Genomic DNA, 21,374 nt, shown 5'->3' with positions numbered 1-21,374 from the left:
GGGAGGGCAGGGGAAAGAATATTTGAACGCCGGATGCGCATTATTTACGCTGCGGGTATGCGGCTGCTGCGCTCCACCGACATCGCCCTGCGTCTTTTGATGCGGCTCGCCGTCGCCGGTGCCTCCACCCCCACGACGCGCCAGGTGGCGGCGGACATGGACGTGCCGTACACACACGCCGCGAAGGTGGTGGCCGAGCTCCAGCACCTCGGCCTCGTCGACGCCCGGCGCGGCCGGGGCGGCGGTCTCGCGCTCAGCGAGAAGGGGCGCGCGGCATCGGTCGGAGCCGTTGTGCGCACGTTCGAGGGGGACGGCGAGACCGTCGAATGCGAGGGTTCCTCGCCCTGCCCCCTGAACTCCGCCTGCCGGCTGCGCGGCGCCCTGCGCCGAGCCCAGGAGGCGTTCTACGCGGCGCTGGACCCGGTCACGCTGGAGGAGATGGTCGCGGGGCCGACCGGCCCGCTGCTGCTGGGGATCTCCTCGCGGCCTTAGGGCCGCGCGTCCTCAGTTCTGCGCAAGCCACAGGTCGGGGCCGAACACCTCGTAGTGGATGTCGGCCGGGGCCACGCCCCGCTCGATCAGCTGGGTGCGCACCGCGCGCATGAAGGGCAGCGGACCGCACAGGTACGCGCGCGTGCCGGGCTCCACCGGTACGACCGTGAGGTCGACGAGCCCCGAGCGGTCGGCCGGCTCGGCGTCCTGCTCGTAGAAGAAGTGCACGGTGCCGTCGGCCAGCTTGGCGGCGTACGCCTCGTGGTCGTTGCGCAGCGCGTGGTCGGCGGGGGAGCGGTCGCCGTGCACGACGGTGACCAGGGCGCGATGGCCGTCCTCCGCGAGCTGCGCCAGCATCGCGATCATCGGGGTCACACCGATGCCGGCGGAGGCGAGCAGCAGCGGGGTGTCCGTGACGTCGTCCAGGACCAGGTCGCCGTAGGGGGCGGACAGCTCCAGCACGGTGCCCGCCTGCACGCGCGCGTGCAGGTGGTTGGAGACCTCGCCCTCGGGCGTCGTACCGCCGGACACCCGCTTCACGCTGAGCTGCCGCTCGGTGGCGCCGGGCGCCCCGGAGAGGCTGTACTGCCGTATCTGGCGGGCGCCGTCGGGGAGGGTGACGCGCACGGAGACGTACTGGCCCGCGCGGAAGCCGCGCACCGGGCCGCCGTCCACCGGCCGCAGCCGCAGGGTGATGACGTCGGCGGTCTCCGTGACCCGCTCGGTGACCTCCCACTCGCGCCAGCCGGTGTCGTCGGCGCTCTCCTCGTACAGCCGCCGCTCGATCGCGATCAGGGCGTTCGCCATCAGCCAGTAGACCTCGTCCCAGGCGGCCGCGACCTCGGGCGTGACGGCCTCGCCGAGGACCTCGACGATGGCGGCGAAGAGGTGCTCGTGGACGATCGGGTACTGCTCGGGCGCGACGCCCAGCGAGGCGTGCTTGTGGGCGATGCGGCTCAGCATCGCGTCGGGCCGCTGGTCGGGGTGCTCGACGAGGTGCGTGGCGAAGGCGGCGATGGACCCCGCCAGGGCCTGGCGCTGGGTGCCGGCGGCCTGGTTGCCCCGGTTGAACAGGTCGCGCAGCAGTTCGGGGTGGGCCGTGAAGAGTCCGGCGTAGAAACGTTCGGTGATCTCGCCGATGGCGGCGCCGACGGCGGGAAGGGTGGCTCGGACGGTGGCAGCGGACTGCACGGACAGCATCGGGGGCTCCTGGGCTCCTGAGGTGGGCTGTGGTCGTCAGCCATTAAAACTTGCATCTTGAATGCAAATTAAAGCGGGGGTGGGGGAACGCGACCGGCCATTACTTATGTCACTCCGAGCAGGCAAGATGGGCGGCAGAGCAGTACACCTGCCGGACGCGACGCGTTCAGGCCGAGGTCGGCCGGGCGATCATGGTTCGCAACGCGCGTGAAACGGTGTTGTGGTGTGATGCTCAGGTGCCCGACCGTCTCCCGGCGCCATCCGGGAAGGACGGCCTGACCAGCAAGGATGGGGAAGCGGAAGATGGACAAGCAGCAGGAGTTCGTGCTCCGGACGTTGGAGGAGCGCGACATCCGGTTCGTGCGCCTGTGGTTCACCGACGTGCTGGGCTTCCTCAAGTCCGTGGCCGTGGCCCCCGCCGAACTGGAGCAGGCCTTCGACGAGGGCATCGGCTTCGACGGCTCCGCCATCGAGGGTTTCGCCCGTGTGTACGAGTCCGACATGATCGCCAAGCCGGACCCGTCGACCTTCCAGGTGCTGCCGTGGCGCGCCGAGGCCCCCGGCACCGCCCGCATGTTCTGCGACATCCTCATGCCGGACGGCTCCCCGTCCTTCGCGGACCCGCGCTACGTCCTCAAGCGCGCCCTCGCCCGCACCTCCGACCTGGGCTTCACCTTCTACACCCACCCCGAGATCGAGTTCTTCCTGCTGAAGGACCGCCCGCTGGACGGCACGCGCCCGACGCCCGCCGACAACTCCGGCTACTTCGACCACACCCCCCAGAACATCGGCATGGACTTCCGCCGCCAGGCGATCACCATGCTGGAGTCGATGGGCATCTCGGTCGAGTTCTCCCACCACGAGGGCGCGCCGGGCCAGCAGGAGATCGACCTGCGCTACGCCGACGCCCTGTCCACGGCGGACAACATCATGACGTTCCGCCTGGTCATGAAGCAGGTGGCACTGGAGCAGGGCGTGCAGGCGACCTTCATGCCGAAGCCCTTCTCCGAGCACCCCGGCTCCGGCATGCACACCCACCTGTCCCTCTTCGAGGGCGACCGCAACGCGTTCTACGAGTCCGGCGCCGAGTACCAGCTCTCCAAGGTCGGCCGCTCCTTCATCGCGGGCCTGCTCAAGCACGCCGCGGAGATCTCCGCCGTCACCAACCAGTGGGTCAACTCCTACAAGCGCATCTGGGGCGGCTCCGAGCGCACGGCCGGCGCCGGCGGCGAGGCCCCCTCGTACATCTGCTGGGGCCACAACAACCGCTCGGCCCTGGTCCGCGTGCCCATGTACAAGCCCGGCAAGACCGGCTCGGCGCGCATCGAGGTCCGCTCCATCGACTCCGGCGCGAACCCGTACCTCGCCTACGCCCTGCTGCTGGCGGCGGGCCTCAAGGGCATCGAGGAGGGCTACGAGCTCCCGCCCGGCGCCGAGGACGACGTCTGGGCCCTGTCCAACGCCGAGCGCCGCGCGATGGGCATCGAGCCCCTCCCGCAGAACCTCGGCGAGGCCCTGACCCTCATGGAGACCAGCGACCTCGTCGCCGAGACCCTCGGCGAGCACGTCTTCGACTTCTTCCTGCGCAACAAGCGCCAGGAGTGGGAGGAGTACCGCTCGGAGGTCACGGCGTTCGAGCTTCGGAAGAACCTGCCGGTGCTGTAAGGGCGTTGACGCCTCGCGGGTGACGCCCCGCGTGTGACGCCCCGTGAGTGACGAACGGCGAGGGGCCGGCGGCTGTGTGCCGCCGGCCCCTCGCCGTGTGCGTGTCGCGCCCGTTCCGTCAGGACGTGGTGTCCTGGCCCGCCGCCCGCCAGGCCGCGACGATGTGGGCGGGGACCCGGCCGCGCGCCGGGACCTCGTAGCCCGCGGACCGCGCCCAGGCGCGCACGGTCCTGGCGTCGAACCCGGTGGCGGGCCGCGCCGGACGGGCGGACGGGCTCCGGCGGGCGCGCGGGGTGCGCTCCAGCGTCGCCTGCCGGTCGCGGGCGTCGGCGAGACGGCGCGTCAGGTCCTCGATCTCGGCCCGCACCACCTGCTCCGGCGTGCACGCGGGGAACAGCCGCGCCAGCAGGGAGCCGCCCAGGGTGAGCAGCATCAGGAAGGCGCTCGCGGCGGCGGGCGCGTAGTGCGCCATGGGCGGCGCCTCGGCGGGGGTCGCCGCCGTGGCGAAGCCCGCGGCGATGCTGGTCCCGGTGAACCCGACGAAGCTGAGCCAGCCGCTGCACATGCGCGAGAAGGTCTCGTCCGCCCGGGCGCGCACCGCGCGGCCCACGGCCAGGCCGGCGACGATGCACAGGGTGTACGCGGCGATGTACCAGAACGGGTTCGCCGGCATCAGCGTGTTGAGGGCGATGCGGGTGGAGGCGCCGGCGCCCAGGAAGAAGATCATGCCGTGCCAGCTCGGCCGGTCGCCGCACCAGGTGTTGGGCCGGCCGCTGCTGTCCCGCCACCAGGGAATCTGTACCGCCCAGCCCTCGCTGCGCGTATCCTTCGGGGAAGAAGAGAAAGCCATGTCGGTGTCCTTTGCACGCGTCATTGGTCGGAGGATCGCGCGCGATTCGGAGTCGGGCTCGATCTGTTTCTCTCCGCTGCGACCCCCCGGGTATCGGCCGGGGGGTTCGCGCATTTAGTGGCCCAACTCTGGCCCATCCGGCCCTGGCCACGCAAGTTTCAATTCCCTTTGATTTTCGCTTAGTTGCAGGTCAGAGGGGTGATTTCAAGATCCACCCAGGAATGCGAAAGTGGATCACAACAAAAGTGCTTCGCCGCCCATGAAGCACTGCTACTTTCACGCGATGGGATCCTCGCCGCACACGCACGAACTGCTCGACATCAGTAAGCGAGAGGATCTGATCCGCTACGCGGTCGCGTCCCATCTCGCCCGTCTGAAAGCGGGTGCGAACAAGGTCACCAGCCGTGTCGTCGCCTCCGTGATGAGGACGAGGCAGGACCGGCTGTCCCACTGCCTCCAGGGCGCCGAGCGGTTCAGCGACGCGGAGTTGCGCCGCTTCGACCTCGCCATGACGACGCTCGGGCTGGAGCGCTCCGGCGGACTGAGCGCGCTGGCCGTGCGACTGCGCGGCACCCAGGACCAGCGCGACCTCCTCGACGCGCACACACCCGCCAGCCTGCACGAGGGACTGCTCCGCCAGCAGCCGATCGACGAGGGCACGGTGCTGCACCAGGCCGACGCCCTGGTCTCCCAGCTCCAGGCCGCCTCCGAACTGGGCAAGCCCGTGCCGCGCGAACGCAAGGACCAGATCAAGCGGGTGGTCAGAAGCCTGATCCTGATCGGCGCCGCGCCACCCACCCGGCTCAACGTCGAGGCACTGATCTGGCTGGGCACGCTGTCCGGGTACGTCTTCGACGAGATGGCGGACCAACTGGAACAGGCGGTGCGCTCAACGCCGTTGGGCTTCCGGGTGTGGCGGGCCCTCACCAAGAGCGTCCTGCTGAGCACGTCCCGGTCCGCCCACGCCGACGAGCAGGTGATCAACGCGCTCGGCGACTGTGTGCGCATGCTGCTGGACGACGCCGAGGAGCTGCGCCAGGAGAGCCTGTACCCCGGCCGCTCCCTGGACCTGGAGCTCGCCATCGCCGTACCCGGCGACTGGTCCGACCCGTCCGGCCCCGACGGTGACTGGGTCGGCGCGATGCTGCTGGAGCGGGCCCGCAGCAGGGACGCCACGCTGCGCGAGCGCGGCACCGCCGCCCACGGGCTGTGGCAGCGGGCCGTACAGGGGCGCGGCCTGGACCGGGACACCGTGCGCGAACAACTGGGCAGGCTGATCGAGGTGTTCGAGAACCCCGGCGACCGGCCCGACATCGCCACCGGGCTGCGCTGGACGGCCGCCACCCTCCGGGTGGTGCTCGACGCGGACACCGAGGTGTGCAACACCTGGCCGGCCACCGACGAGCCGTGGTTCGCGCGGGTCATGGAGGCGGCCACGAGCCTGGAGACCACCCGCCGTATACCCCAGAACCTCCGCACGGCCACCCGACGGCTCTTCGAGCACGCCCTGCTGCAGAACGCCGGCGTCGTGCGCCGCCAGGCCATAGACACGATCGTCGCGGCCGGCTGGGGCGAACCGGTCGCGGACGCGCTGATCAAGGTGCTCAAGCGCGAGCAGCAAGAGCCCTGGCTGCGCATCCGCGCCCTGTTCGCCCTCGGCTTCCTCCAGGAGCACGGCCCGAAGATCCAGGACGCCCTGGTCGCCGCGTGCCTCGACGCGGACCGCCGGCTGAAGGAGTGCGCGCGCCCGGCCGAGCAGCCGGCCGTCGTCACCGAGCTGCACGCCGCGCTGTTCAGCGTGGGCGACTGCTTCGGCGCGCGCGGCACGGAGGCCACGGCACGCGCGGTCCGTGAGCGGCTGCGGCCCCTGCTGGACGGCCTGGTCACCGAGAAGGACCGGCTGGCCGCCCGCGAGACCTGGCCCGTCGCGCGGGCCGCCGCCTACCTGCTCACCGTCACCGCCCAGAACGGCCCCAGCGACCTGGCCGAGGGCCTGCTGGAGGAACTCGAGCGGCACGACGACCCGGTCACCGCGGCCCTGAGCACCTGGGCCGGCCGCTTCCGCTTCGACCGCGGGTCCCATCGGGTACGCCCCCTCCTGGCCGCCGCCCGCCTCGGCCCCGAGGGCACCTACCGGGACGACACCGCGGAGACCCCTGCCTGAGAGGGCCCGCTCCAGCCGCCCCGCCAGGTCGGCCGGCACCTTGTGCAGGGGCTCCGTGGCCCGGCGGCGGTACTCCTGGACGGACCGGCCGTCGCCGTCCGGGCCCGTCCGGATCCATCCGGGTCCGTGCGGTACACCCGCGGACGGAGCCGCCCCACCGCCGCCACCCGACTATCCGGTTAGGCTCAAAGCCGCAGACCTTGATCCGACGGGAGGCCGAGGATGACGGTGCCGGGGCGCAGGAGCAGTACCTTCACGCGGCTGCTGCGGCACGGTTTCACCGACCCGTCGGCGGCGGAGCGGCTCCTGGACAGCGCCGAGCTCTCCGCCGTCCGCGACGACCCGGTCCTCCTGGAGGCGCTGGGCGCCACCGCCGACCCGGACCTCGCCCTGCACGGACTCGTACGGCTCCTGGAGGCCCAGCCCGGCCCCACGGCCCACCGGGAGCTGCTGGACACCCTGATAGCGGCCAAGCCGCTGCGCGACCGTCTGCTCGGCGTCCTCGGCGCGTCCGCCGCCCTCGCCGACCACCTCGCCCGGCACCCGCGCGACTGGGAGGCGCTCGTCACGTACGAGCCGCGCGACCTGCACCCCGGGGTGGAGGAGTTCGAGCGGGGCCTGGCCGGTGCGACCGACCCGGTCTCCCTGCGCGTCGCCTACCGCCGCTGCCTGCTGTCCATCGTCGCCCGTGACGTGTGCGGCACCACCGGCGTCGCCGAGACCGCCGCCGAGCTCGCCGACCTCGCCACCGCCACCCTGCGCGCCGCCCTCGGCATCGCCGCGGCCGCCGCCCCCGAAGACGCGGCCCTGTGCCGGCTCGCGGTGATCGCGATGGGCAAGTGCGGCGGCCACGAGCTGAACTACGTCTCCGACGTGGACGTGATCTTCGTCGGCGAGGCCCTGGACGGCGCCGACGAGGGCAAGGCACTGCGCTCCGCCACCAAACTGGCCTCGCACATGATGCGGATCTGCTCGGAGACGACGGTCGAGGGCTCCATCTGGCCCGTGGACGCCAATCTCCGCCCCGAAGGCCGCAACGGCCCGCTCGTGCGCACCCTCAGCAGCCACCTCGCCTACTACCAGCGCTGGGCCAAGACCTGGGAGTTCCAGGCGCTGCTCAAGGCCCGCCCGGTGGCCGGCGACAGCGAACTGGGGCAGGACTACATCGCCGCGCTCGACCCCCTGGTCTGGAAGGCCGCGGAACGCGAGAACTTCGTCGCCGACGTGCAGAAGATGCGCCGCCGCGTCGTCGAGAACATCCCCGCCGCCGAGATCGAGCGCGAACTGAAGCTCGGCCCCGGCGGGCTGCGGGACGTCGAGTTCGCCGTCCAGCTGCTGCAGCTGGTGCACGCCCGGTCCGACGCCTCGCTGCGCAGCGGCACCACCCTGGACGCCCTCAGGGCCCTGGCCGAGGGCGGCTACGTCGGCCGCGCCGACGCCGTCCAGCTCGACGAGGCCTACCGCTTCCTGCGCTCCATGGAGCACCGCATCCAGCTCTACCGGCTGCGCCGCACCCACCTCGTCCCCGAGGAGGAGGCCGACCTGCGCCGCCTGGGCCGCTCCCTGGGCCTGCGCGCCGACCCGGTGGCCGAGCTGACCCGGGAGTGGAAGCGGCACACGGGCGTCGTACGGCGCCTGCACGAGAAGCTCTTCTACCGCCCGCTGCTCGACGCCGTCGCCCAGCTCGCCCCCGGCGAGGCCCGGCTGAGCGCCGAGGCGGCCCGCGAACGCCTGGTCGCCCTCGGTTACGCCGACCCCGCCGCCGCCCTGCGCCACCTGGAGGCGCTGGCCTCGGGCGTCACCCGCAAGGCCGCCATCCAGCGCACCCTGCTGCCGGTCCTACTGGGCTGGTTCGCGGACTCCGCCGACCCCGACGCGGGCCTGCTCAACTTCCGCAAGGTCTCCGACGCGCTCGGCAAGACGCCCTGGTACCTGCGGCTGCTGCGCGACGAGGGCGCCGCCGCCGAGAACCTCGCCCGTGTCCTGTCCGCCGGGCGCCTCGCCCCCGACCTGCTGATGCGCGCCCCCGAGGCGGTCGCCCTGCTCGGCGACGGGGACGGCGGCAGCGGGCTGGAACCGCGCGGACGCGCACACCTGGAGCAGGAGATACTCGCCGCGGTCGGCCGCGCCGAGAACGCGGAGCAGGGCGTCACGGCCGCGCGTGGCGTGCGCCGCCGGGAGCTGTTCCGGACGGCCGCCGCCGACATCGTCGACTCCTACGGCACCGAGACGAAGCCCGCCGAGCCCGATCAGGGAGCGCTGGTCGACCGCGTCGGCACCGCGGTCTCCGACCTCACGGCGGCGACGCTCGCGGGCACGCTGCGCGCCGTGGTCCGCGACGGCTGGGGCGACACGCTGCCCACCCGCTTCGCGATCATCGGCATGGGCCGGTTCGGCGGCAACGAACTGGGATACGGCTCCGACGCCGACGTCCTGTTCGTCCACGAGCCACGGGAGGGCGTCGAGGAACGGGAGGCCGCGGACGCGGCCAACAAGGTCGTCTCCGAGATGCGCCGTCTGCTCCAGATCCCCAGCGCCGACCCGCCCCTGCTCATCGACGCGGACCTGCGTCCGGAGGGCAAGTCGGGCCCGCTCGTACGGACCCTGAAGTCGTACGAGGCCTACTACCGCCGCTGGTCCCTGGTCTGGGAGTCGCAGGCGCTGCTGCGGGCCGAGCCGGTCGCCGGGGACGAGGAACTGGCGGGCCGCTTCATCGAGCTCGTCGACCCCCTGCGCTACCCGGCGGAGGGGCTCGGCGACGAGGCGGTCCGCGAGATCCGGCGCCTGAAGGCCCGCATGGAGTCCGAGCGGCTGCCGCGCGGCGCCGACCCCAAGCTCCACACCAAGCTCGGCCCCGGCGGCCTCTCCGACGTGGAGTGGACCGTCCAGCTGCTGCAGCTCCGGCACGGCTGGGTGGAGTCAGGCCTGCGCACCACGCGCACCCGCGAGGCGCTGGCCGCCGCCCGCGCGGCGGACCTGATCTCCACCGAGGACGCGGCGACCCTGGACGAGGCCTGGGTCCTCGCCACGCGCGTCCGCAACGCGGTCATGCTGGTCCGCGGCCGAGCAGGCGACACGTTCCCCTCGGAAAGCCGCGAACTGTCCGCGGTGGGCCGCTACCTCGGCTACGGCCCCGGCCACGCGGGCGACATGCTCGACGCGTATCGCCGCACGACGCGCAGGGCACGGGCGGTAGTGGAAGAACTCTTCTACGGAGCGTGAGCCTCCGGCGGTTCGGCAGGGGGGTTCACTGGTCGTGCGGGGGCTTCACTGCCGTGACGGTTCGGGGGTGTGTGAAGGCTGCGGTGGTCCGGGCACGCGGTAAAACCGCCGGTCACCACCGTCGTGGCCGGTCGCCGCTGCGGCGAGTCATGGGGTCGGCGGCCCCAGAGGGCGGGGGCGGCTGCCCGACCGCGCAGCCGCCCCCGGCTGCACCACCGCCCACAACCCACAGCTGCGAGAACACACCGCCGCCCACCAGAATCCGCCGCCACGGCGCTCAGCCGACACGGTGTCGACCGGCGGTGCCGTACCGGGCTGAACCCCCGCGGCCTCACGGGCCCACCAGTGCCCGCCAGCGGTGCCGGAAAGCTGAACCCCCGGTCGGGCCGCGCGGCGGTCACGCCTTGTTCGGGAGTAGGGGGCCCACTCTGCTCCGGCCCGGCACCACGCGCGGGAGTGCGTAGGGCAGGGTGCCGTACCACAGGCCTGCCAGCGTGTAGCCGAAGGTGAGGCAGAGGATGCCGCCCACCGCGTCCAGCCAGAAGTGGTTGGCCGTGGCGACGATGACCAGCAGGGTCGACGCCGGGTAGAGCAGGCCCAGGACGCGGATCCACGGGGTTCTGGCCAGCGCGAAGATCGTGAGGCCGCACCACAGGGACCAGCCGATGTGCATCGAGGGCATCGCGGCGTACTGGTTCGACATGTGCTTCAGATCCCCCGAGGCCATCGAACCCCAGGTGTGGTGGACCATCACGGTGTCGACGAAGTGGCCGCCGTTCATCAACCGGGGCGGGGCGAGCGGATACAGGTAGTAACCGACCAGGGCCACGCCCGTCGTCGCGAACAACACCAGACGTGTCGCCGCGTAACGCCCCGGGTGGCTGCGGAACAGCCACACCAGCACGGCCAGCGTCACCACGAAGTGCAGCGTCGCATAGTAGTAGTTCATGCCTACGACCAGCCAAGACACCGAGTTCACGGTGTGGTTGACCGACTCCTCGACGGCGATTCCCAGCCGGTGCTCGGTCCTCCAGAGCCAGTCGGCGTTGCGCAGCGCCGCACCCCGTTGCTCCGGAACCGCGTTGCGGATGAGCGAGTACGTCCAGTAACTCACCGCGATCAGCAGGACCTCGAACCAGAGACGGGGTCGCCGTGGAGTGCGCAACCGGCGGAGGAAGCCCTGTTCGCCCTCGCCCGTGACGGCCTGCGGAACGGCCACCTGCTCGCGACCTTCCGGTTCTGTCACGGTCGAGTCACTCATAGGCACAGAGTCTGCCAGAAAAGGCTTGTCCGACCGATCATCCCAAGGTCGGGTTCCTGCCGCACGTTCTACCGCGGGACGACTCCCGGGCCTGCTACCAGCGCAGTGTGCGGAATAGGGGATTTCTCCCCCTCAGGGAGGACTCCAGGCGGGTTCAGGAATCAGGCAGGGATCAGGGAGGAAATCAGGGACGATTCCGCTCCCCCGGGGCCGAAGCGGTCGAGCCGCGCACCACCAGTTCCGGCATGAAGACGAACTCGCTGTGCGGAGCGGGCGTACCCCCGATCTCCTCCAGCAGCGTGCGCACCGCGGCCTGCCCCATCGCCGGCACCGGCTTGCGGACCGTGGTCAGCGGCGGATCGGTGAAGGCGATCAGCGGGGAGTCGTCGAAGCCCACCACCGAGACGTCCCGGGGCACTTCCAGACCCCGCTGCCGGGCGGCCCGTATCGCGCCCAGAGCCATCATGTCGCTGGCGCAGACCACCGCCGTGCAGCCGCGCTCGATGAGCGCCGTGGCGGCCGCCTGGCCGCCCTCCAGGGTGTACAGCGAGTGCTGCACCAGCTCCGTCTCGATCACCTCGGCGCTCAGCCCCACCTGGTCCTGCATCGCGCGCACGAAGCCCTCGATCTTGCGCTGCACCGGCACGAACCGCTTCGGCCCCAGGGCGAGACCGATGCGGGTGTGCCCCAGGGAGGCGAGGTGCGTCACGGCCAGCGTCATGGCCGCCCGGTCGTCCGGGGAGATGAACGGCGCCTGCACCTTCGGCGAGAAGCCGTCGACCAGTACGAACGGCACACCCTGCGCCCGAAGCCGCTCATAGCGCTGCATGTCGGCGGTGGTGTCCGCGTGCAGTCCGGAGACATAGATGATCCCGGCGACCCCGCGGTCGACGAGCATCTCGGTCAGCTCGTCCTCCGTCGACCCGCCCGGCGTCTGCGTGGCCAGAATCGGCGTGTAGCCCTGCCGGGTCAGCGCCTGGCCGATGACCTGGGCCAGCGCCGGGAATATCGGGTTCTCCAGCTCCGGGGTTATCAGGCCCACCAGGCCCTCGCTGCGCTGCCGCAGCCGTACCGGACGCTCGTAACCGAGCACGTCCAGCGCGGCCAGCACGGACTGGCGGGTGGTGGCGGCGACGCCCGGCTTCCCGTTGAGGACGCGGCTTACGGTCGCTTCGCTCACCCCCGCCTGCGCTGCGATGTCCGCAAGCCGTGTGGTCACGGCACCGGACTGTACCGGCCGTACCTCGCCTTGCGCACCAATGGGACGCCGTGCGCGAGCGGTCCCACGGCCCGCTGTGGGTTGCTGCGTCATCGCGCTCCCTCGTCCTTCTGGTCGGCTGGTCGGCGTCCGTTCCGCAAGGGATGATTCCCGTCTTGGAAAGCTGTGGCAAGAGCTTGCAGAGTCTTGCACAAGTGTGCGCCTGCCCGCTGATCGGCTGGGCAGCGGGGTCGCGGCGAGGTCTAGCCGAGGTCACGGCGAGGTAACCCTGGTGTTCTCTTGCACTTTTTTTCTGCAAGGTCTTTCGCAACGCTTACATCGCTGTTACGTTCTCGACGCCCGGCGGCCGCAAAGGCGCAGTCGGCAAGTCGCAGGAGCGGCGGACGGGACCGCTCTCTGCACCACTCGGGCTTTAACCCTCAAGGAGAACTCATGCGGCGTGGCATAGCGGCCTCCGCGCTGGTGGCGTCCCTCGCCCTCACGGCGACGGCGTGCGGCGGGAGCGACAGCGGCAGTGACAAGGCGGACGGCCCGGTCACCATCACCTGGTGGGACACGTCCAACGCCACGAACGAGGCACCGACGTACCAGGCCTTGATCAAGGACTTCGAGGCCGCCAACAAGAACATCAAGGTCAAGTACGTCAACGTGCCCTTCGACCAGGCGCAGAACAAGTTCGACACCGCCGCCGGCTCCAAGGGCGCCCCGGACGTGCTGCGCTCCGAGGTCGGCTGGACCCCGGCCTTCGCCAAGAAGGGCTACTTCCTGCCGCTGGACGGCACCGACGCCCTCGCGGACAAGGACAAGTTCAAGTCCAACCTGATCACGCAGGCGCAGTACGAGGGCAAGACGTACGGTGTGCCGATCGTCACCGACACCCTCGCGCTCGTCTACAACAAGGCCCTCTTCAAGAAGGCCGGCATCAGCGAGGCCCCCAAGACCTGGACCGAGCTGAAGGCCGACGCCGCGAAGCTCAAGGCCAAGGCCGGCGTCGACGGCTACTGGGGCTCCACCCAGGCCTACTACGCCCAGTCCTTCCTCTACGGCGAGGGCACCGACACGGTCGACGCCTCCGCCAAGAAGATCACGGTCAACTCCGACGCCGCCAAGAAGGCGTACGGCACCTGGCTGAGCCTCTTCTCCGGCAAGGGCCTGCACAAGGCCGACACCACCGCGGACGCCTACGCCCACATCCAGGACGCGTTCGTCAACGGCAAGGTCGGCGCGATCATCCAGGGCCCCTGGGAGATCACGAACTTCTACAAGGGCTCGGCCTTCAAGGACAAGTCCAACCTGGGCATCGCCACCGTCCCGGCCGGCTCCTCCGGCAAGGCGGGCGCCCCGACCGGCGGCCACAACCTCTCGGTCTACGCCGGCTCCGACAAGGCCCACCAGGCCGCCGCGCTGAAGTTCGTCAACTTCATGACCTCGGCGAAGTCCCAGTCGACCATCGCCCTGAAGAACTCCACGCTGCCCACCCGTGACGACGCCTACACCGACCAGGTCAAGGCCGACCCGGGCATCGCCGGCTACGGCACGGTCCTCGCCGCCGCCCAGCCGCGCCCCGCGCTGCCCGAGTACAGCTCCCTGTGGGGCCCGCTGGACACCGAGCTGCCCAAGATCGCCGGCGGCAAGGAGTCCCTGGACAAGGGCCTGAGCAACGCTGAGCTCGCGATCCAGAAGCTGGTTCCGGACTTCAGCAAGTAAGCCCCCTGTGGCCGCCGGATCTCACCAGGAACATGGGGGGAGAGATCCGGCGGCCACCGGCCGTGCCCAGCCCGTCCCCCTTGAACATCCAGAAGGTGTCGAACCATGACAGTCGCCATCGACCGCGCGACCGGCAAGCGCCGCGGTGACCGCGCGCCTCGGCCCGGGCTGGGCCAGCGCCTGAAGCACGGATTCCAGAAGCACTGGTACGCCTACGCGATGATCGCCCCGGTGGCCGTCGTACTCGGCGTCCTGGTGATCTACCCCCTGGTGTACGGCCTCTATCTGACCCTCACCGACGCCAACAGCCTCAACACGGCCCGCACCATCGGCGTCAACCACATCGATGCGACATACAAGTTCATCGGCCTCGACAACTACAAGGACATCCTGTTCGGCCCGACGTCGTACGACCGCTTCTGGTCGCACTTCATCTGGACGATCGTATGGACGGCCCTCTGCGTCGCCCTGCACTACGGCATCGGTCTCGGCCTCGCCCTGCTGCTCAACCAGAAGCTGCGCGGCCGCACCTTCTACCGGCTGATCCTGATCCTGCCGTGGGCCGTGCCCACCTTCGTCACCGTGTTCGGCTGGCGTTTCATGCTCGCCGACGGCGGCATCATCAACTCCTTCCTCCACACGCTCCACCTGCCGACACCGGACTGGCTGGAGGACACCTTCTGGCAGCGCTTCGCCGCCATCATGGTCAACACCTGGTGCGGTGTGCCGTTCATGATGGTCTCGCTGCTCGGCGGCCTGCAGTCCATCGACTCCACCCTCTACGAGGCCGCCGAGATGGACGGCGCCAACGCCTGGCAGCGGTTCCGGTACGTCACCCTCCCGGGCCTCAGGTCCGTCAGCTCCACCGTCGTACTGCTCGGCATCATCTGGACGTTCAACCAGTTCGCCGTCATCTTCCTGCTGTTCGGCAACACCGCCCCCGACGCGCAGATCCTGGTCACCTGGGCCTACTACCTCGGCTTCGGACAGCAGCCGCGTGACTTCGCCCAGTCCGCCGCCTACGGCATCCTGCTGTTGGCCATCCTGATCGTCTTCACCTCGTTCTACCGCCGCTGGCTGAACCGCAACGAGCAGCAGCTCGCGATCTGAGGCAGGAGTTCACATGAGTACGACCACCGTCGAGACCCCCGCCGAAGTGACGCAGCAGAGCTCTTCGGACACCCGGCGCACGACCCGCGGCCGGGGCGAGCGCGGCCTCATCGCCTCCCTCGCCTCCCACGGCATCCTCGTCGTCGCGAGCCTGATCGCGCTCTTCCCGATCGCCTGGCTGATCTTCCTCTCGCTCGGCCCGGACAAGGACGACTACCTCCACCCCGGAGGCATCTGGTCGAAGATGACGTTCGACAACTACTCGTTCGTCCTCCAGCACACGAACTTCTTCGACTGGATGAAGAGTTCGCTGATCGTCTCGCTGGGCACCACGGTCATCGGTGTGATGGTCGCCGCCACCACCGGCTACGCCGTCTCCCGCATGCGCTTCCCCGGCTACAAGAAGCTGATGTGGGTGCTGCTGGTCACCCAGATGTTCCCGATCGCCGTCCTCATCGTGCCGATGTACCAGATCCTCTCGGACCTGCAGCTCATCGACACCTACTTCGGCCTGATCCTCGTCTACTGCTCGACCGCGGTTCCCTACAGCGCCTGGCTGCTCAAGGGGTACTTCGACACCATCCCCTTCGAGATCGACGAGGCGGGACGCGTCGACGGCCTGAGCCCCTTCGGCACCTTCGCCCGGCTGATCCTGCCGCTGGCCAAGCCCGGCCTTGCCGTCGCGGCCTTCTACAACTTCATCACCGCCTTCGGCGAGGTCGCCTTCGCCTCGACGTTCATGCTGGACGACAGCAAGTACACCTTCGCCGTCGGTCTGCAGAGCTTCGTCAGCGAGCACGACGCGCAGCGCAACCTGATGGCCGCCACGGCCGTGCTCGTCGCGATACCCGTCTCCGCGTTCTTCTACCTCGTGCAGAAGAACCTGGTGACCGGCCTCACCGCCGGCGGCACGAAGGGCTGAGCCCCTCAAGGAAAAGGCTCCCGCGCGCCTGACCGCGCGGGTGGCGGCCGCGGTGCTCCTCCGACCCCGCTGGCACCGCGGCCGCCTCACACACCTCCGGCCGTACACCCGCCGCCGTACGCAGACCCCCATGACCCGAACCGAGTTACGCATCAAGGACGCCATGAGCCAGCAGCACCCTGCCGCCCCGGCCCCGACCGCCGCCGTCGTCACCGCCGCCGTCGTCACCGTCGCCAAGCGCCGCGACTGGTGGCGGGACGCGGTGATCTACCAGGTCTATCCGCGCAGCTTCGCCGACAGCAACGGCGACGGCATGGGCGACCTGGAGGGCGTACGCTCCAGACTTCCGTACCTGCGCGACCTCGGCGTGGACGCCGTATGGCTCAGCCCCTTCTACGCCTCGCCGCAGGCCGACGCCGGCTACGACGTCGCCGACTACCGCGCCGTGGACCCCATGTTCGGCAACCTCCTGGACGCCGACGCGCTGATCCGTGACGCCCGCGAACTGGGCCTGCGCATCATCGTCGACCTGGTCCCCAACCACTCCTCCGACCAGCACGAGTGGTTCAAGCGCGCGCTCGCCGAGGGCCCCGGCTCGCCGTTGCGCGACCGCTACCACTTCCGCCCCGGCAAGGGCGAGGGCGGCGAACTCCCGCCCAACGACTGGGAGTCCATCTTCGGCGGCCCGGCGTGGACGCGCGTGACGGAGCCGGACGGCACTCCCGGCGAGTGGTACCTGCACCTCTTCGCCCCCGAGCAGCCCGACTTCAACTGGGAGCACCCGGCGGTCGGCGACGAGTTCCGCTCGATCCTGCGCTTCTGGCTGGACATGGGCGTCGACGGCTTCCGTATCGACGTCGCCCATGGACTGGTGAAGGCGGCGGGCCTCCCGGACCTCGGCTCCCACGACCAGCTGAAACTGCTGGGCAACGATGTCATGCCGTTCTTCGACCAGGACGGCGTGCACGCAATCTACCGCCAGTGGCGCGTGGTCCTCGACGAGTACGCCGGCGAGCGCATCTTCGTGGCCGAGGCCTGGACCCCGACCGTCGAGCGCACCGCGAACTACGTCCGCCCCGACGAGCTGCACCAGGCCTTCAACTTCCAGTACCTGGGCACGGAGTGGGACGCCGAGGAGCTGCGGACGGTCATCGACCGCACCCTGGAGGTCATGCGCCCGGTGGGCGCCCCCGCCACCTGGGTGCTGTCCAACCACGACGTCACCCGGCACGCCACCCGCTTCGCCAACCCGCCCGGCCTCGGCACCCAGATCCGCACCGCGGGCGACCGCGAACTGGGTCTGCGCCGGGCCCGTGCCGCCACGCTCCTGATGCTGGCGCTGCCCGGCTCGGCGTACATCTACCAGGGCGAGGAGCTCGGCCTGCCCGACGTCGTCGACCTGCCCGACGAGGTGCGCCAGGACCCGGCGTTCTTCCGGGGTGCCGGTCAGGACGGCTTCCGTGACGGCTGCCGCGTCCCGATCCCGTGGACCCGTTCGGGCTCGTCGTACGGTTTCGGCAGCGGCGGCAGCTGGCTCCCGCAGCCCGCGACCTGGGCCGAGCTGAGCGTCGAGGCGCAGACGGGCGTGCCGGGTTCGACGCTGGAGCTGTACCGCTCCGCGCTGAGCGCCCGCCGCTCGCAGCCGGACCTCGGAGCCGGCGACTCCGTCGAGTGGCTGCGCGCCCCCGAGGGCGTCCTTGCCTTCCGGCGCGGGGAGTTCGTGTGCGTCGCGAACACGACCGGGGAGTCGGTGACGACCCCGGCGTACGGCCGTGTCCTGCTCGCCAGCGGCGAGCTGACGGAGGCCGACGGCGAGGCGAAGGTGCCCGCGGACACGACCGTGTGGTGGACGACCGCGTGATCACCGCCGCATAACTTCTTGCATCAACTTTCAACGGCCCGCTGCCCTTTTGGGTGGCGGGCCTTTAACATCTCGCCAACCGAAAGGTTTCAGCAAGGTTTCAGCAAGAGCCTTCAACGACGAAGGAACCCCCACATGGCACGTAGAACCCTCTCCGGGGCGCTGGCCCTCACGGCCGCCGCCCTTGTCATGACCCCGACGGTCGCACACGCCTCCCCACCGGGCACCAAGGACGTCACCGCGGTCCTCTTCGAGTGGAAGTACGCCTCGGTCGCCCGCGAGTGCACCAACACCCTCGGCCCCGCCGGCTATGGATACGTGCAGGTCTCCCCGCCTGCCGAGCACATACAGGGCCCGCAGTGGTGGACGTCGTACCAGCCGGTGAGCTACAAGATCGCCGGCCGCCTCGGCGACCGCACGGCCTTCCAGAACATGGTGAACACCTGCCACGCGGCGGGCGTCCAGGTCGTCGTCGACACGGTCGTCAACCACATGGCGGCGGGCAGCGGCACCGGCACCGGCGGCTCGTCGTACACGAAGTACGACTACCCCGGCCTGTACTCCTCCTACGACTTCGACGACTGCACCGCCCAGGTCACCAACTACGCCGACCGCTGGAACGTCCAGCACTGCGAACTCGTCGGCCTCGCCGACCTGGACACCGGCGAGGAGTACGTCCGCAAGACCATCGCCGGCTATATGAACGACCTGCTCACCCTCGGCGTGGACGGCTTCCGCATCGACGCCGCCAAGCACATCCCCGCGGAGGACCTGGCCAACATCAAGACCCGGCTGACCAACCCCTCCGTCTACTGGAAGCAGGAGGTCATCTACGGTGCGAACGAGGCCGTCCAGCCCACCGAGTACACCGGCAACGGAGACGTCCAGGAGTTCCGCTACGCCTACGACCTCAAGCGCATCTTCAACAACGAGCGCCTCGCCTATCTGAAGAACTACGGCGAGGGCTGGGGCTATATGAGCAGCTCGGTGGCCGGTGTCTTCGTCGACAACCACGACACCGAGCGCAACGGCTCCACCCTCAGCTACAAGGACGGCGCGAACTACACCCTGGCCAACGTCTTCATGCTGGCCTACCCCTACGGCGCCCCGGACATCAACTCCGGCTACGAGTGGACGGACGTGGACGCGGGTCCGCCGGGCGGCGGCACGGTCAACGCCTGCTGGCAGGACGGCTGGAAGTGCCAGCACGCCTGGCCGGAGATCAAGTCGATGGTCGCCTTCCGCAACGCGACGCGCGGCCAGTCGGTGACGAACTGGTGGGACAACGGCTACCAGGCCATCGCCTTCGGCCGGGGGAGCAAGGGGTACGTGGCGATCAACCACGAGTCCTCGTCCCTTACCCGGACGTACCAGACGTCCCTGCCCGCGGGCACGTACTGCAACGTCCAGAACAACACGACGGTGACGGTGAACTCCAGTGGGCAGTTCACCGCCACCCTGGGTAGCAACACGGCGCTCGCGATCTACGCGGGCAAGTCGAGCTGCTGAGCCCCGCCTGCTACTTCCAGGTGTCGCTCGTCGTGTAGCCGGACGAACTGCCCGTCGTGTACGAGCGGTTCGTGCCGGACTCCCAGGTCACGTTCCCGGAGCCGTCCTTCTTGACGTATTTGTACTCGAAGGACGTGCTCTTGGGGACGATGACCGGCTTGCTCCAGGTCGGGTAGGACGCCGACGAGAGCGGGATCGCGTCGCTCGTGTTCCAGGAGCCGAGGGACGGGAGGGAGCCGACGACGTAGACGTTGGTGCCCCAGTCGGTCGTGGCGTTGACGTCGAAGGTGACATCGGTGGCGTTGGCGGTGGCCACGTTCCAGGAACTGTTGACCGTGAGGGCCGAGGTTCCCGCGGAAGCGGTGCGGTTGGCGTTGGATTCCCAGGTGACGTTGCCCGAGCTGTCCTTCTTGATGAACTTGAACTCGAACGACGTGTTGATCGGCACGCTCACCGCGCCCGACCAGACCGGGTAGCCGGACGACGACAGCTGGATCGCCTTCGAGGTGTCCCAGCCGCCCAGTGCCGAGGTCGAGCCGACGACGTACACGTTCGTGCCGGAGGACGTCGGGGCGTACTCGTTGAACGTGGCGGTCACCGTCGAGGTCGAACCGCCGCCGCCCGTGTCGTCGCAGCCCACCGTGCAGGTGTAGGAGGAGTTGTAGAAGGCGATCGCGCTCTTGGCGGGGATGGTGAGCGAGGCGCTGCCGCCCGACACCGTCACCGTCGTCGCGCCTCCGTCGATCACGTTCCTGTACGTACCGTCGGCCATGCCGGTGGTGAAGGTGTACGTGGCGGAGGACGAGCCGTTGTTCAGCGCGAAGAAGCCCGCGCCGCCGCGCCCGAAGCCGATCACGCTCGACGACTTGGTCTGCCAGTCGGAGACCGCCGCCGTGTCGACCGCGTTGTGCCAGGCCACCATGCCGACGACCGCCGTGTCCCGGTCGAGGCAGTACCAGGAGCCGCCGGCGCAGTCCGTGTTCGTCACGAAGCCCGAGGAGTTCGGCGGCGCCTGGTCGCTCTGGGTCCATTGCCAACTGGCGTACACCGTCGGCGTCGACCACTTGTAGGCGAGCTGGAAGAGGTTGGCGAGTTTGTACGTGTCGCCGTCCTTGTACGACATGTGCAGGCCGTTGCGCTCGGTGTCGTGGTTGGTCACGAAGGACACCGAGTTGGCGGCGGGCAGGATGCCGGAGGAGGGCAGCGACTCCAGGTCGCTCGCATTGCCCTGGAACGCGGACTTCAGCCTGCTCGCATAGGTGAAGTCGAGGACGTCACCGGAGGCGTAGTAGTCCGAGGGCTGGGGGGTCGAGCCAGGGTAGATCTCCTGGAAGACGTACGGCGCCGAGCCCGACGTGGTGTTCGTCAGCTTGGACTCGATCGCCGCCAGGTCGGTCTCGGGGATGTGCTTGGCCGCGTCCACGCGGAAGCCGTCGACACCGAGGGCCAGCTGGGAGTTCAGGAAGTCTGCGATGCCGGTGCGGACGGTGTCGGTGCCCGTCTTCAGGTCGGGCAGGCCCAGCAGCTCGCAGTTCTGGACCTGTGTGAGGTTCGAGTAGTCCTGGATCGTCAGGTCGGAGGTGGGGCAGGACGACGAGTCGTGGTAGTCGGCGCGGTCCCACTCGGGGGTGTCGTACTTGTTGGTGATCGTGGTGCCGTTGTAGCCGGTGCCGGTCTGTGCGGCGGTGTGGTTGATCACCGCGTCCGTGTAGACCTTCACGCCCGCCGCGTGACAGGCGCTGACCATGGACGCGAACTTCGCCGCCGTACCGAAGCGGCTGTTCAGGTTGTACGAGTACGGCTGGTAGGCGTCCCACCAGTAGTAGCTGGGCTGCTTCAGGGACTCGGCCGGCGGGGCGACCTGCACCGCGCCGTAGCCCGCGGGGCCCAGCACGTCGGTGCACTCCGCGGCGATCGAGCCCCAGTTCCACTCCCACAGGTTGGCGATCACATCGCCCTTGGCTGTCGTGTCGGCCTGCGCGGGAGTCGGCGGCAGGGCGAGCGCGCCGGCGAGCGCCAGCGCGCCGGCGGCCATGGCCCCGGCCGTCCTGCGGAAGACACCCGGGGGTCGGTGCTTGGTCATGTGCGGCTCCGAGTTGTGAGGGTGAGGCTTCAACAACCCGTGAGCGTGGGGCAGTTGAGAAGGACGCGTCAAGGTTGACGCTGAAACTTCTTGCTATGAGTTTCAAGGG

At 69.8% G+C, this 21,374-nt stretch carries 14 protein-coding genes and 1 pseudogene; 9 read left to right on the top strand and 6 right to left on the bottom strand.

The features are described from left to right. Nucleotides 1–57 precede the first annotated feature (57 nt). Nucleotides 58–492 (top strand): Rrf2 family transcriptional regulator, encoded by a 435-nt coding sequence (locus AB0I54_RS27640; RefSeq protein ID WP_363298849.1) that lies wholly within the window; start codon nt 58–60, stop codon nt 490–492. 12 nt (nt 493–504) lie between these two features. Here AB0I54_RS27640 and AB0I54_RS27635 read toward each other — a convergent pair whose 3' ends face one another. Further along, nucleotides 505–1,692, bottom strand: a complete 1,188-nt coding sequence (locus AB0I54_RS27635) for a globin domain-containing protein (RefSeq protein ID WP_363298848.1) — start codon at nt 1,690–1,692, stop codon at nt 505–507. A gap of 303 nt (nt 1,693–1,995) precedes the next feature. Here AB0I54_RS27635 and AB0I54_RS27630 point away from each other — a divergent pair, with 303 nt between their 5' ends. Then, nucleotides 1,996–3,357, top strand: a complete 1,362-nt coding sequence (locus AB0I54_RS27630) for a glutamine synthetase family protein (RefSeq protein ID WP_363298847.1) — start codon at nt 1,996–1,998, stop codon at nt 3,355–3,357. Between the two features lie 118 nt (nt 3,358–3,475). Here the strand turns inward: AB0I54_RS27630 and AB0I54_RS27625 are convergent, their stop codons facing one another. Continuing rightward, complete coding sequence (locus AB0I54_RS27625; RefSeq protein ID WP_363298846.1) at nt 3,476–4,207, bottom strand: histone-like nucleoid-structuring protein Lsr2; 732 nt, start codon at nt 4,205–4,207, stop codon at nt 3,476–3,478. Between the two features lie 283 nt (nt 4,208–4,490). On the opposite strand from AB0I54_RS27625, the gene AB0I54_RS27620 reads away from it, so the two are divergent. Then, a complete protein-coding gene (locus AB0I54_RS27620) occupies nt 4,491–6,371 on the top strand; it encodes a hypothetical protein (protein ID WP_363298845.1) in 1,881 nt (626 codons plus the stop codon). Nucleotides 6,372–6,392: 21 nt separating this feature from the next. On the opposite strand, the pseudogene AB0I54_RS27615 reads toward AB0I54_RS27620, so the two are convergent. Continuing rightward, nucleotides 6,393–6,479, bottom strand: a pseudogene (locus AB0I54_RS27615) (VOC family protein); the annotation flags it as partial. Nucleotides 6,480–6,593: 114 nt separating this feature from the next. Between AB0I54_RS27615 and AB0I54_RS27610 the strand changes: the two are divergent. Beyond that, complete coding sequence (locus tag AB0I54_RS27610; protein WP_363298844.1) at nt 6,594–9,593, top strand: bifunctional [glutamine synthetase] adenylyltransferase/[glutamine synthetase]-adenylyl-L-tyrosine phosphorylase; 3,000 nt, start codon at nt 6,594–6,596, stop codon at nt 9,591–9,593. 397 nt (nt 9,594–9,990) lie between these two features. Here AB0I54_RS27610 and AB0I54_RS27605 read toward each other — a convergent pair whose 3' ends face one another. Then, a complete protein-coding gene (locus AB0I54_RS27605; protein WP_363298843.1) occupies nt 9,991–10,854 on the bottom strand; it encodes a phosphatase PAP2 family protein in 864 nt (287 codons plus the stop codon). A 184-nt stretch (nt 10,855–11,038) separates the two neighbouring features. Then, entirely contained in the window at nt 11,039–12,073 is a 1,035-nt protein-coding gene (locus tag AB0I54_RS27600) for a LacI family DNA-binding transcriptional regulator (protein ID WP_363298842.1), read from the bottom strand. 432 nt (nt 12,074–12,505) lie between these two features. Here AB0I54_RS27600 and AB0I54_RS27595 point away from each other — a divergent pair, with 432 nt between their 5' ends. From AB0I54_RS27595 to AB0I54_RS27575, 5 genes are all read left to right on the top strand, one after another. Continuing rightward, nucleotides 12,506–13,780 (top strand): extracellular solute-binding protein, encoded by a 1,275-nt coding sequence (locus AB0I54_RS27595; RefSeq protein WP_363298841.1) that lies wholly within the window; start codon nt 12,506–12,508, stop codon nt 13,778–13,780. Nucleotides 13,781–13,885: 105 nt separating this feature from the next. Next, complete coding sequence (locus AB0I54_RS27590) at nt 13,886–14,890, top strand: sugar ABC transporter permease (RefSeq protein WP_363298840.1); 1,005 nt, start codon at nt 13,886–13,888, stop codon at nt 14,888–14,890. 13 nt (nt 14,891–14,903) lie between these two features. After that, on the top strand, nt 14,904–15,812 hold the full coding sequence (locus tag AB0I54_RS27585; RefSeq protein WP_363298839.1) for an ABC transporter permease subunit: 909 nt from the start codon (nt 14,904–14,906) through the stop codon (nt 15,810–15,812). Nucleotides 15,813–15,975: 163 nt separating this feature from the next. Next, nucleotides 15,976–17,673 carry a glycoside hydrolase family 13 protein gene (locus AB0I54_RS27580; RefSeq protein WP_363298969.1) on the top strand — a complete coding sequence of 566 codons (1,698 nt, stop codon included), beginning with the start codon at nt 15,976–15,978 and terminating at the stop codon, nt 17,671–17,673. Nucleotides 17,674–17,808: 135 nt separating this feature from the next. Beyond that, entirely contained in the window at nt 17,809–19,182 is a 1,374-nt protein-coding gene (locus AB0I54_RS27575; RefSeq protein ID WP_363298838.1) for an alpha-amylase family protein, read from the top strand. A 10-nt stretch (nt 19,183–19,192) separates the two neighbouring features. Here the strand turns inward: AB0I54_RS27575 and AB0I54_RS27570 are convergent, their stop codons facing one another. Further along, entirely contained in the window at nt 19,193–21,265 is a 2,073-nt protein-coding gene (locus AB0I54_RS27570) for a carbohydrate-binding module family 20 domain-containing protein (RefSeq protein WP_363298837.1), read from the bottom strand. Between the last annotated feature and the right edge of the window lie 109 nt (nt 21,266–21,374).

The organism is Streptomyces sp. NPDC050625 (genome assembly GCF_040654755.1).
Lineage (GTDB): Bacteria > Actinomycetota > Actinomycetes > Streptomycetales > Streptomycetaceae > Streptomyces.
The sequence above is the reverse complement of the archived record's forward strand: the minus strand, read 5'-3'. Positions and strand labels throughout refer to the sequence as shown.

Coding starts and splice junctions, on each gene's coding strand:
- AB0I54_RS27640 (WP_363298849.1), top strand. CDS start 58: ATGCGGCTGCTGCGCTCCACCGACATCGCCCTGCGTCTTTTGATGCGG.
- AB0I54_RS27635 (WP_363298848.1), bottom strand. CDS start 1,692: ATGCTGTCCGTGCAGTCCGCTGCCACCGTCCGAGCCACCCTTCCCGCC.
- AB0I54_RS27630 (WP_363298847.1), top strand. CDS start 1,996: ATGGACAAGCAGCAGGAGTTCGTGCTCCGGACGTTGGAGGAGCGCGAC.
- AB0I54_RS27625 (WP_363298846.1), bottom strand. CDS start 4,207: ATGGCTTTCTCTTCTTCCCCGAAGGATACGCGCAGCGAGGGCTGGGCG.
- AB0I54_RS27620 (WP_363298845.1), top strand. CDS start 4,491: ATGGGATCCTCGCCGCACACGCACGAACTGCTCGACATCAGTAAGCGA.
- AB0I54_RS27610 (WP_363298844.1), top strand. CDS start 6,594: ATGACGGTGCCGGGGCGCAGGAGCAGTACCTTCACGCGGCTGCTGCGG.
- AB0I54_RS27605 (WP_363298843.1), bottom strand. CDS start 10,854: ATGAGTGACTCGACCGTGACAGAACCGGAAGGTCGCGAGCAGGTGGCC.
- AB0I54_RS27595 (WP_363298841.1), top strand. CDS start 12,506: ATGCGGCGTGGCATAGCGGCCTCCGCGCTGGTGGCGTCCCTCGCCCTC.
- AB0I54_RS27590 (WP_363298840.1), top strand. CDS start 13,886: ATGACAGTCGCCATCGACCGCGCGACCGGCAAGCGCCGCGGTGACCGC.
- AB0I54_RS27585 (WP_363298839.1), top strand. CDS start 14,904: ATGAGTACGACCACCGTCGAGACCCCCGCCGAAGTGACGCAGCAGAGC.
- AB0I54_RS27580 (WP_363298969.1), top strand. CDS start 15,976: ATGAGCCAGCAGCACCCTGCCGCCCCGGCCCCGACCGCCGCCGTCGTC.
- AB0I54_RS27575 (WP_363298838.1), top strand. CDS start 17,809: ATGGCACGTAGAACCCTCTCCGGGGCGCTGGCCCTCACGGCCGCCGCC.
- AB0I54_RS27570 (WP_363298837.1), bottom strand. CDS start 21,265: ATGACCAAGCACCGACCCCCGGGTGTCTTCCGCAGGACGGCCGGGGCC.